At 40.4% G+C, this 11,683-nt stretch carries 10 protein-coding genes and 1 riboswitch; of the genes, 4 read left to right on the forward strand and 6 right to left on the reverse strand.

Annotated elements, in window-relative coordinates; genetic code table 11:
- Positions 1 to 4: 4 nt before the first annotated feature.
- Positions 5 to 1,210 carry a tyrosine-type recombinase/integrase gene (locus tag QUE46_RS16250; RefSeq protein ID WP_256851583.1) on the reverse strand — a complete coding sequence of 402 codons (1,206 nt, stop codon included), beginning with the start codon at positions 1,208 to 1,210 and terminating at the stop codon, positions 5 to 7.
- 304 nt (positions 1,211 to 1,514) lie between these two features.
- Between QUE46_RS16250 and QUE46_RS16255 the strand changes: the two genes are divergently transcribed.
- Both QUE46_RS16255 and QUE46_RS16260 read left to right on the forward strand, forming a co-directional pair.
- The gene (locus QUE46_RS16255) at positions 1,515 to 2,051 is read left to right on the forward strand and encodes a YaeQ family protein (protein WP_286245619.1); all 537 of its coding nucleotides are present in this window, start codon (positions 1,515 to 1,517) and stop codon (positions 2,049 to 2,051) included.
- 19 nt (positions 2,052 to 2,070) lie between these two features.
- Positions 2,071 to 2,670, forward strand: coding sequence for an alpha/beta hydrolase (locus QUE46_RS16260; protein ID WP_286245620.1), 600 nt, complete (start codon positions 2,071 to 2,073; stop codon positions 2,668 to 2,670).
- Positions 2,671 to 2,672: 2 nt separating this feature from the next.
- Here the strand turns inward: QUE46_RS16260 and QUE46_RS16265 are convergent, their stop codons facing one another.
- Positions 2,673 to 2,882, reverse strand: coding sequence for a hypothetical protein (locus tag QUE46_RS16265; protein WP_286245621.1), 210 nt, complete (start codon positions 2,880 to 2,882; stop codon positions 2,673 to 2,675).
- A 346-nt stretch (positions 2,883 to 3,228) separates the two neighbouring features.
- Here QUE46_RS16265 and QUE46_RS16270 point away from each other — a divergent pair, with 346 nt between their 5' ends.
- A complete protein-coding gene (locus tag QUE46_RS16270; protein ID WP_004585992.1) occupies positions 3,229 to 3,702 on the forward strand; it encodes a Dps family protein in 474 nt (157 codons plus the stop codon).
- Between the two features lie 248 nt (positions 3,703 to 3,950).
- Here the strand turns inward: QUE46_RS16270 and QUE46_RS16275 are convergent, their stop codons facing one another.
- Complete coding sequence (locus QUE46_RS16275; RefSeq protein WP_286245622.1) at positions 3,951 to 6,893, reverse strand: TonB-dependent receptor domain-containing protein; 2,943 nt, start codon at positions 6,891 to 6,893, stop codon at positions 3,951 to 3,953.
- Positions 6,894 to 7,135: 242 nt separating this feature from the next.
- Between QUE46_RS16275 and QUE46_RS16280 the strand changes: the two genes are divergently transcribed.
- Positions 7,136 to 7,891 (forward strand): LytTR family DNA-binding domain-containing protein, encoded by a 756-nt coding sequence (locus QUE46_RS16280; protein WP_286245623.1) that lies wholly within the window; start codon positions 7,136 to 7,138, stop codon positions 7,889 to 7,891.
- A 17-nt stretch (positions 7,892 to 7,908) separates the two neighbouring features.
- Here the strand turns inward: QUE46_RS16280 and QUE46_RS16285 are convergent, their stop codons facing one another.
- The 3 genes from QUE46_RS16285 to QUE46_RS16295 all read right to left on the reverse strand — a co-directional run bounded on the left by QUE46_RS16285 (position 7,909) and on the right by QUE46_RS16295 (position 11,171).
- Positions 7,909 to 8,307 carry a hypothetical protein gene (locus QUE46_RS16285; protein ID WP_286245624.1) on the reverse strand — a complete coding sequence of 133 codons (399 nt, stop codon included), beginning with the start codon at positions 8,305 to 8,307 and terminating at the stop codon, positions 7,909 to 7,911.
- 60 nt (positions 8,308 to 8,367) lie between these two features.
- Positions 8,368 to 10,368, reverse strand: a complete 2,001-nt coding sequence (locus QUE46_RS16290; RefSeq protein ID WP_374761407.1) for a S9 family peptidase — start codon at positions 10,366 to 10,368, stop codon at positions 8,368 to 8,370.
- Positions 10,369 to 10,604: 236 nt separating this feature from the next.
- Positions 10,605 to 11,171: a chitin-binding protein gene (locus QUE46_RS16295; RefSeq protein WP_286245626.1), complete on the reverse strand. Its 567-nt coding sequence runs from the start codon at positions 11,169 to 11,171 to the stop codon at positions 10,605 to 10,607.
- 95 nt (positions 11,172 to 11,266) lie between these two features.
- Positions 11,267 to 11,349: riboswitch (cyclic di-GMP riboswitch) on the reverse strand.
- Between the last annotated feature and the right edge of the window lie 334 nt (positions 11,350 to 11,683).

The following is an 11,683-nucleotide window of genomic DNA, read 5'->3' on the forward strand; positions in this document are numbered from 1 at the left end:
TTTATTACTTTAAATTGGCTTGCTCAATAAAGTCACTCCACCAGCGCATAATAGACCTACGTTGTTCTAAATAGTCTGAGCGGTTATATGCCGCTCTTGTTTCATTTTCATCTGCATGAGCTAAGCAGGCTTCAACTAAAAGGCTATCGTAACCTTTTTCATGAAGCGCTGTAGAAGCAACTGAGCGCAAGCCATGTGCTACCAGTTTATCTTTGTAACCCAAGCTACGTTTAATCGCTGCATTCACCGTATAGGTACTTGCATGGCTCTTTTCATTACGCTCACTCGGGAATACATATTCATGGTGACCGCTGAGTGGTTTCATTTGCTCAAGTATTGCCAAAGTAGCAGACGTTAAAGGTACTCGGTGCGCTCTTCTGCGTTTCATTTCTTCAGCTGGAATCATCCATACAGCATCTTCAACATTAATATCGGCCCACTTAGCACCTGCGGCTTCTTTTGAGCGAGTAATAGTATGCAGTTGCCACAAAATTAAAAGCTTTGTTTTGTTCTGGATGGTTTGCGAGCCATTCAGAGCGGTTAAAAAATCAGGTAGCTCTTCAGGTCTAATCGTTGCCATATGCTCTACTGTATTTTTAGTAAATACTTTTATGATTTTTGCTAGTGGATTGGCATTGATAAAGCCATGATTTACTGAGTAATCCATGATCTGGTTTAAGCTTTGGCAAATACGTTTGATTGTGGAGTGTTTACCGTCAGTCTCAAGTGGCCTGAGAATTTCAATAGTATCAATCGCTGTAATGCTTTCTAAAGGTGTGTCTTGCAACTTTGGGAAAATATACATCTCAAGTGTTCGCCACTCCCTAGCTGCGTGATGAGGCGTAACAGTTGGCTTTTTTCGTTCAAACCAAAGTTCTGCGGCAGCTAAAAAAGTATTCGCAGCTTTACGGCTCTCTGCCTGTTTTTTAGCTAGTTCATATGCCTTTGGATTAATACCTTGCGCTAATAGTTCTTGATACTCAATAGCTTTAGTCCTTGCGTTAGCAAGCGATAGTGCTGGATAAAGCCCAAGGGGTAATTTATTAAATTTATCACTTATTGGATCTTTAAACTTAAATTGCCAAGATTTAGTACCGCTAGGTAAAACACGCAGTTGAAGACCGCCACCGTCAGAAAGCGTTTGCTCTTTGCCTGTACTAGTAATTGATTTTATCTTTTTATCCGTTAGACGTACTACAGGCCTAGCCATAATAAGCTCCACAATGATGATTAAGACTAGTATATATAAAATACAATCTCATGGGTACTAACGTGGGTACTAAAAATAGTAGAAGCAACAAGATTAGACTGGACAAATACGGAATAAAAACAGGTCAAAACTATGTTTTAAATGGGATTTTATTATCTATACGGAGCGGCGCGGAAGTTAATACAAGCGCCCAGGGAACCACTGGATAGCCATTTTTAACTCCTAACATATAATTTGTCGCTATTTTAACTGGCAATTCATTTAATTGCGCTATACTGGCGAAAATTTTTTCAGATTAGATATTATGGCTCTTAAATCTACCATTATTAAAGCGCAATTATCGCTAAGCGATATGGACCGCCACGTGTACCAAGATTTTAATTTAACGTTGGCGCAGCACCCTTCTGAAACCGAGCAACGCTTGATGATTCGCTTATTAGCCTATGCACTAAATAGTTGTGATGGTTTAGAATTTACCAAAGGCTTAAGCGCTGATGATGAGCCTGAGCTTTGGTATGTAAACTACAGTGAAGAAATCGAGCTGTGGATTGAGCTAGGTCTGCCGGATGAAAAGCGCCTTAAAAAAGCCTGCAATAAATCTAAAAAAGTGGTGCTTTATACGTATGGCGAAAACAACCAAGCTATTTGGTGGCAAAAACATCAACCTAAGTTGTACGATTTTAAAAACTTAAGCATTTTTAGCCTTGATTACGCCGCCACGCAGGCACTTGCCAATTTAGCTGATCGTAATATTAAGCTAACTATTACCATTCAAGATGGTGATGTGTGGATAAGTTCAGACACTGCAAATATCGAAGTAAAACCTCAGCAGCTTATGTAAACATTTTAGGTAAGAGCGTATGAAAATAAACCACGTTGTTGTATTACATGGCCTTTATATGTCGGGCTTTGTTATGCGCCCGCTTTGTTCTCGTTTAGAGCAATCGGGCGTAAAGGTATTAAACTTAACTTACAATACGCTTGACCCTAACCTAGAAACTATTTTTAAACAAATTGATGAGTTTATTGGTGATGAACCCTCTGCGCTTGTATGTCACTCTATGGGTGGGCTAATTGCGCGTGCCTATTTAGAGGCAAGCTCTAAAGCAAGTAAACACGTTACCAAAGTGATTACTTTAGGCACTCCGCATCAGGGCAGTCATATTGCACAAAAAATGAAACAAAAGGGATTTGAAACATTTTTAAAAAATAGCGTCGAATTTTTACTCACTAAAAATGGTAATTGGCCTTTTAAAGCAAAGCTTTATAGCATAGCGGGCGACCTACCTATTGGCTTAATGCCGTTAATTGTAAAAGGCAGCCAATCAGACGGTACTGTACTACTTGATGAGACCAAACTTAAAGGTATGGCTGAGCACAAAGTTTTTCATTTAAGTCATACCAGTATGATTTACTCCCGTCAGGTACTTGATTATATTATTAAGTGCTTGGATGAATAAGCTTAGTCTTCTGCTGCTGCCGCTATTTTATAACTAATTAAAAATACAATGCCCAGAATAAGCGGGATTGGTGCAGCAATATAACCAAACGTATCTGAGTTGGCTATGCTTGCCCCCGCTAAATGCGCCACCAGCCCCAATACAAAGGCGATAACAGCTATACCTACCACTATTAACTCTGCTTTATTTTGTTTTACTGTTTTTGCATCCATAACCACTCTCCAATAAATTTAAGATATTTATTTTGCTTGAGTGAATTATGCGCTACAGCCACAAGCATTTACTGATTTAGATCAATACATCGAATAGCCAATGTTCAACCTTGTGCAAAACTTGTTTTAGATCATAATTTATCCATGTTTTGCCTTTATTTTATTGTTAAGGGGTAGAATTTTAATAAATTCAACCCATCTATATTATATGCGTGATTTATTGTGCTTTACGTTGTTAATAGTTAAAACCTATTGCACTGACTGGTTTAAACGATTTTACTAATTAAAAGCATCGAGCAATAATGATCATCAGTTCATAAATAAACGGTTCATCAAGGAGCAAGGTATGTCACAGGTAAATGCAATTGGTTTAAACAGCGCTAAAAGCGAAGACATTGTTAAGTCACTCAATACATTATTGAGCAGCTACCAAATTCAATACATGAATGCGCGCGGTTTTCATTGGAATATTAAAGGCCGTAACTTTTTTGAATTACACATTAAATTTGAAGAGATTTACAATCTTCTGCTTGAAAAAGTAGATGAAATTGCCGAACGTATTTTAACATTAGATGGCGCGCCACTGCATGCGTTCTCTGATTACTTAGAAGTAAGTGAAATTAAAGAAGCTAAAAACATTAGCGATGGCACGGCAGCCGTAGAAAACCTGTTAGCTGGCTACAGCACACTAATCAAAATGCAACGTGAAGTACTTACTCAAGCAGGTGATGCAGATGATGAAGGTACAGCGTCTTTAATGGGTGATTATATTTCAGAGCAAGAAAAGCTAGTATGGATGTTAAAAGCGTACTTAGACTAGGCCAAAAAAAAGCCCTCAAAAGGCGAGGGCTACAAATAGGGAGAATCGTAAATTTCTTTGCGATTCGGGTTATATATTAGCCACACCTGTTAACTAAACAACGCCACTGTTACCAGTGGCGTTGTTTTTGGTTTAAGCGGAGCATAAACATTTAAATATGTTAACTCTTGCTATTGAGCCCAAATAAAAAGCCCCAGTAGTTGCTGGGGCTTATTGCTATTTTACATGCCGTGTTACGACACTATTGGTTAGAACTTGCTTCTAAAGCCTACATAAAACGTTTGACCAATAGGGTCGTACGTACCTGCATCGGTTTCAGTACCTGTGCTTGACCCACTCACACCTGAGAGTATGCGCGGAGGCTCTTTATCAAATAAGTTGTTAGCACCTGCATACAGCTCCATTGAGTCGCTAATATGATAGCTCGCTTGTACATCATGATAGGTTACTGAGCCAATACCCACGCCGCCAGCTGGAATACCAAAACCACTTAAGAATTGATCATCAAAGTCAGCAGCACCTATGTAGGTCATGCTCCAGTTAAAATCAAAGTCATCAAGCTTATAGCCTAAGTTCCAGTTAGCTTTGTGCTCAGATGCGCCAATTTCACCTGCAAACTCATCTTTATCCGCACCCGGTAACGGAATGGTGTAACCGTCAATCAAGTAAGTGTATGCAAGGCGAGTTCTAAATGCGCCAGGGCCAATATCGGCAGAGTAAGTTAGTGTTAAATCAACACCTTCAGTTCCTAAACCACCACTGTTTGATACACCACTGTCGATAAACTCAAGTGAACCTGCACTATTATTACCTGAAGGGCCGCTACGACGAGTTATAAAGCTACAGAAGCTATCGTCACCACCGCCGTAACATTGATCTAAAATAAATTGGCGCGGTGTAGATACGATTGCATCTGTGATTTCTATGTCAAAGTAATCCAAGGTAACGTCAAGGCCCGAGATTAATTCCTCTGGAGTAAATACTACACCCACGGTCACAGAGTCGCCCACTTCTTCTTTTAGATCTGGGTTACCGCGGTTAAAGCCACTAATACCCTGTAAATCTGACTGGTTAAGTGTAAACTCACCGTTTGATGCAATATTATTTGCAACACCCACATCGGCACGACACGCATCACCTACAGCGCCACCGCCACTATTTGTCACACCTAAACATGGATCGTTTAAACCGCTTGGGAATGTTTGCGAAGGTGGTGAAAATAACTCATCAATATTAGGCGCACGTGTAGAGCGGGCACGGGTAGCACGAAGACGTAAACTATCCATTACTTCCCAATCCACACCTACGTTCCAGCTTTCTGTGTTACCCACTGTTGAGTAGTCAGATAAACGTACCGCTGCATTCATTGTTACTGCATCTAGCACTGGAATATTAGCCTCAATATAATATTCAGTTACATCAAAAGAGCCTTCAGTTGCAGGAATTGCATTACCTGCATTTAAACCCGCTTGCTGTAGGGCATCAAATTCACTACGAGAGAACTCTTCGCGGTATTCAAAACCAGCTGCAATACCCACCATACCCGCAGGCAACTCAAATAAATCACCTGAGACGTTACCACCAATAATTTCTTGCTCTACCGATGTTGAAAGCGTGCTTGGTGCACTTACAAAATCAATAGCACCTTGCGATAGTGAGTTAAATCCGTAAATGTTCACTGGCGCACAATTAAAACCACGCGCTGTTGCATCAATACAAATCGCTTCGTCGGTAATACCATCACCATCTAAATCTTGGCTATCAATTACCGCTTCTAAACCCTGGCGAAAGCTTTGTACATTAACTAAGCCACCAGAAACTTGCGACTCTTTTGTTTTACCATATACATAGTAGGTATCGTAAAACCAGCTGTCGTTAATCTCACCCTGAAAGCCCACAGCTAAACGGAATGTATCACGCTCTGCACGGGCACCACGGTTACCTACATCACTTAAACGTTTAGCAAAAAAGATGTCTCTAGCACCATCACCATCAGTATCTGTTGCTGCATTGTAGATATCATCTGGTACAAAGGCATTTCTGAGCATTTCGCCATTTACGTCAAACTCAATTGGCACGCGGCCATTGGCATAAATGTCATCTGAGGCAAACGGAAAAGGCTCTAACTCTGAAATAGTGGTACTAGATGCATACGTCCCTTCAAAAAAGAAGCTGTGTTTATCTGTTAGCTCGTAACTACCATTTGAGGCAAATAAGTAGCGCTCTGTTGGTATAGCAATGGTACGTACGCCGCTTCGGTTAAAGCCGTTGGCATCTATACCGTCACCGCCATTGGTACTAAACGAGTCTTGTAAGTTGTTGTTTGGATCGTAAGTAAAGCGTGTATCGCCTGCATCAAAACGCCCTTGTGGAGGAAATGATGAGAAAAACGGGTTCACTGCTTCAAAAATAGACCCTGGATTTGCCGCCGGATCGTCTTCAAAATAAATACCTGAAAATTGGTCTACTGCAGAGCGCTCACGGTCGCGTGAAAACACAGCGCCCTGATCTGAGTAGCCTAAGTGGAACATGGCTTGACCTTTGCCATCACCCGTAGTTAAACCTGAGGTAAAAGAAAACTGACGCGATTCATCATCGCCTTCACTTGATTCGCCGTATTGGCCTTCAAACTCTACGCCTTCAAAGTCATCTTTTAATACAAAGTTAACTACACCTGCAACCGCATCAGAGCCATATACTGATGATGCACCACCGGTCATAATTTCCACACGCTCAATAAATTGGCTAGGAATGGTATTTAAATCAACAGCCGAACTACCTGGTACACCCGATACGTAGCGGCGACCATTAACAAGTACTAAAGTACGATTTGAGCCTAAGTTACGCAAATCAACTGTAGCTACACCCGCGCTTGCCGTTGAAAAGTTAGAGTTAGTTCGGCTAATTGCCGGAGAACCAAATGCTGGGTTTTCTAGCAGTAGGTTTTGGATATTTAAAGAGCCTGATGCATCAATTGCCTCGCCACTTACAACCTGTATAGGTGCAGATGACATCGCCTCGGCTGAACGAATACGAGAGCCAGTTACTTGCACGCGCTCTATTTTTTCGAGCTCGTCTTCTTCTGCTGCTATACCTTGAAAAGAAAAGCCAGCTAGCACTGTCGCACTTAGCGCTAAAGATAAAGAAGATCGTTTAAATGTACGACTACCTGAGTTATTTATTTTTTTCATACTATAATGTCCCTGAATTGTTATTTTTGTAACTAGCTAGTTACAAACAATTAAACATTAAGTGGAATAATTTTAAGACACTATGTGCATTATTTAACAGGCATTTAGTTTGGTACAAACAGCAGGATTTATGGGATGAAAGCATTTATCCCAATTTGTTATAGATTTGATTGAATTTTTTTTAACATTTTTTATTAAATACACGGTCTTTATAACTACACACTTTAGAGATGGAATTTTTTATGATTACTTACTTTCATGCACTAATTAGAGTTGGCACGAGCAAATTTGCAACATTCTTAACTCAACAGGTACAAGCTCACCGTCATTTTGACTCACAAACGCAACTACCCGAGCAGCGTTTAGATCAAATAGATACTTCTCGTTTTAATGTGCTTTTTTACGAATTATCCAATTTAAATGATCCTACTCAAATAGTGCACTTAACTGAGCTGGCTAAAACAATGAAAGTAGTAGTGATTGCTAGATCGGCTGAGTTTGCTAATTTTGCGTTTGAAGTCGGCGCAGTCGATTTTTTAACGACCGATGTAACCACTTCTAGGCTTGAAAAATGTTTCGAGAAGCTTATTCATTTATGCCCATTAGCCACACAAGCTGAACGCCTGTTTAAAACAGCACATGAAAACGAGCAACCTATTGCTGCACACATTGTTGTTAAAGATGTAGGAAAAGTACGTTTAATAGACATTAACGATATTGTATGGATAAACGGTGCGGGTAATTATGTAGAGCTACATTTTAATGGCAGCAGCGCCCCTGTTTTACATCGTGAAACCATGAAAAACATTGAACAACAGCTAGAGCCAGAAGGTTTTATACGTATTCACCGCTCCACACTTGTCAGAAAACAAGCCATAACAGAGCTAATGCCAACAGACAGCGGCGACTATAAGGTTAAGCTTAAAAATAATATCTCGTTAAATTTATCAAGAAGGTACAAAAACTGCCTAGAGAGCATTATAAGCCCCGTAGCATAGGGGCTTGTGATGACTATTTACCAATAGGTTTTGATGTATTCATCGTCTGGGTGTTGATGCAGGTAATTTTCTGAGTCTTTATAAAAGTTAACTTCAATATCACTGTTTTTCCAGACTCTCTCAAACATGTTTTTAGCGATAATATTTGCATACAAGTAATCTACGCGTTCGTAGCCACGCTCTTTTACGCTGGCAAAGTACGCCTCTAACGAGTCCATGCTATCTACTGTTATTAACTCAAACTCTTCTAAGTTAACTACAACAAACTTTACTGCGCCTTTGGGGTGCATGCTTAATTCGTTAACCACACCATTAGTTAGTAAAGTAATTCCTTCATTATTAAAACTGCCAAATAGCTTTAAATACATGGTGGGTGGCTGAGAGCAAATCTGAAACTCTCCGTGTGCTCCAAACATAAATAACCTTTTATTTATCAGTGCTTCATTAAAGCTTAATACATTTTGCGTATTTTGCAGCTAATTTATTAGTGCAATAAAAAAGGCCATTTCGAGCGCTTTTTCCTCTAAACTTTTAAAGCGTCCTGATGCGCCACCATGGCCAGCATCCATATCGGTTTTAAATACCAGTATATTGTTATCAGTTTTCAGTTCGCGCATTTTTGCTACCCACTTCATGGGCTCCCAATATTGTACTTGAGAATCGTGCAGGCCTGTGGTCACTAAAATATGCGGGTAGTCTTTGGCGCTGATATTATCGTACGGAGAGTACTTGGCTATAACGTCATAAAAGTGTTCATCGTTTGGGTTGCCCCACTCATCGTACTCGTTAGTAGTCAGTGGAATACTTTCATCTAGCATGGTGGTTAACACATCTAAAAATGGCACATGACAGCCTACACCCAAATAAAGCTCAGGCGCTTGGTTTAAAACAGCGCCCATTAATAAACCACCGGCACTGCCGCCAGAGGCAAATACTTTATTTTTATCACCGTAGCCTTGCTCAACAAGGGCTTTAGTAATATCAATAAAGTCGTTAAAGCTGTTTTGCTTATACTCTTTTTTACCTTGCTCGTACCAATGGCGTCCTAGCATTTCTGAGCCTCTAACGTGTGCAATAGCATACACAAAGCCGCGGTCTAGCAAGCTCAATGAGGTACTCGAAAAGCTCGGATCTATCGTGTAACCATATGCACCATAGCCGTATTGAAACAGCGGGTTTGTGCCATTTTTAGTAAAGGTGTCTTTTCTATACACTAATGAAACAGGTACTTGCACGCCATCGCGTGCAGTCACGAATAAGCGCTCAGAGGCATAAAGTGCACTATCAAACCCGCCCAGTACTTGCTGCTGTTTTAATAATGTTTTTTTGCCCGTGGCTAAATCAACATCGTACAACGTTCCAGGCGTGGTTAGGCTTGAATAATAAATACGTACCGAACCCGCCTGTGGCTCGGGGTTCATCGCCACAGCGGCATAGTAACATGGGTCGCTAAATTCAAGCGCCATGCGCTCTTTAGCTTGGTTAATAACAACAAAGCGAGCTTGACCTTGCTCGCGCTCAGTTAATACTAAAAAGTCGTCAAATATTTCTACACCTTCAAGCAACACATGCTCACGGTGCGCGGTGTGCTCTTGCCACTGCGTTTTATCTGCAATCGTTTCACTTGTTGCCGTCATTAGTCTGAAATTTTTAGCTTGCCAGTTGGTTACTATGTAAAAAGTATCGCCGTGTTTATCTATATCAAACTCATGGCCTTCTTCGCGGGGTAGTAATGCGTTAAATTTTCCTTGCGGGTTATTAGCATCAAGCACCCACGTATCATTTGTTTCGGTGGTAGCTAAATCAATAATAATTAAGCTCTCATCACGGCTTTTCCCCAAGCCCATAAAAAAGCTTTTATCATGCTCTTCATACACCATTACATCTTGGCTTTGCGCTGTGCCTAACTCGTGCCTAAACACCTGAAAACCCAGTAACGTTTGTAGGTCTTTTTTAACGTAAAATACGGTTTTATTGTCGTTTGCCCAAACAATTTGTCCTTCGGTATTTTCTAAAACATCGCTGAGCATTTCACCTGTTTGTAGGTTTTTAAAATGTACACTGTAAATTCTACGCCCTTCGGTATCTTCGCTGTATGCCATTAATTGCTCACATGGGCTTAGCGCAACTTCACCTAATTCGTAAAACTCATGATTTTGGGCTAAAACATTTACATCAAGTAGTAACTGCTTGTTATCAGTGTTAATGCTCGTGCTTCTGTAATGGCGTGAATACTCATCATCACCACGTACCTCTGAGTGATACCAGTACTTGCCATCTTTTACCGGTACCGTGTTGTCATCTTTTACAATACGCCCTTTTAGTTCTTCAAAAATACTGTTTTGTAACGGTTTTATCGCGGCTAGTTGATCATCGCAATATGCATTTTCGGCTGCTAAATGGGCGAGTATTTCTTTGTTTTCGCGCTCATCATCACGCATCCAGTAGTAGTTATCGGTGCGCGTTTTATAGTGCATAGTTAATTGATGGGGCTGCTTTTTAGCAACAGGGAAACGAGCTAATGATTGAGAAGAAAATTCACTTAATGACACAACAAAACCGTATAAAGAATAACAATGTAGGCAGTTTATCATAAAAATAAAAAAGCCCACTCATAGTGAGTGGGCTTGAGGTATAAGTCCAAATTTTAAAATTACTGCAATTTTATTCTTGTCATTACACCCATGGGAAGTTGGTTTTTATTTTAAAGGCGCTAAGAGACCTTAGTCCACGCCATCGCCCAGCTTTTTCCCACACCGGGTTCAAAGCTTGGGTCTTTATCATTATTGGTTCTGCAAAACCGGCTAAACGGCCATGCCTTACACTGGTATATATAGCCTGTTTTAAGCTGTAGTACCTTAGTGCCCGCATTGTAATTTTCGCTACACTGAGGGTATACGTAATCATATTCTTGGTCATTGTATTGTATTAAGTTGTCACACTTTGCTACGCAATGAAACTCAACCTTTGCTTTATTAATACCGCTACTTTCTAGGGCAAATATTTCGTTATTTCGATAGCCAACAACCAGGCCTTGCTTAGTCATTCTACCTGCACTTACAAGGGGGACATGCACATTTATATATTCGGCAACTAACCGTGGCCAAGCATGTGGCTCACCTTGCTCTAAAGAGGTAATTTTATAGTTAAACGATAAATCAACGAGCTCTCCTTGCATGTCTGAAAAGGTTACACTAACCACATCCCCAATGAATAATTGGGTATGATGGTTTAAGCAACCTATAGTTGACCATTTTCCACAAGCCAACGACGTATGCATAAACACAGCAACACCTTAAGAGTCACAAAATTTTATCCATAACATATGGATACACAAAAACGACACTGAGGGCAAGCGATACCGTATAAAAATTATGCAGCAGCCCCGCTATCATAGTATGCACCTTAGACCGGAAACTTTGCGTCTTAGCCTTTCGACTAATTTGCCAACAGAAAAAAGTGATTATAAAACGTGCGCAAAGCTTATTCAAACAAAAGAATGTAACCAAAATTTTTATATAAGCTTAAATGATCAGGGCGTGCTGTTCTTTGATGGTTGAATTTGCAGCAGTATGTTTGGCTTTTAAGCAAGGCAGAGCCTATGAAGTGTGGTTACTCCCCATAAATAGGCGATAACGCAGCATAAATGCCAAACATGCGCTGCCCTTCGGGTTCTGCCTAGGGATGATAAACTCTTTGTTACTCGATTTTTACTTAGCCCACTAGGTTACAAACCTCGCGCCGCGATTTAATCGCCCCTAGATTGAACAAATTTCAATCCGCAAAGATCAG

This window comes from Pseudoalteromonas sp. MM1 (assembly GCF_030296835.1).
Taxonomy (GTDB): Bacteria; Pseudomonadota; Gammaproteobacteria; order Enterobacterales; family Alteromonadaceae; genus Pseudoalteromonas.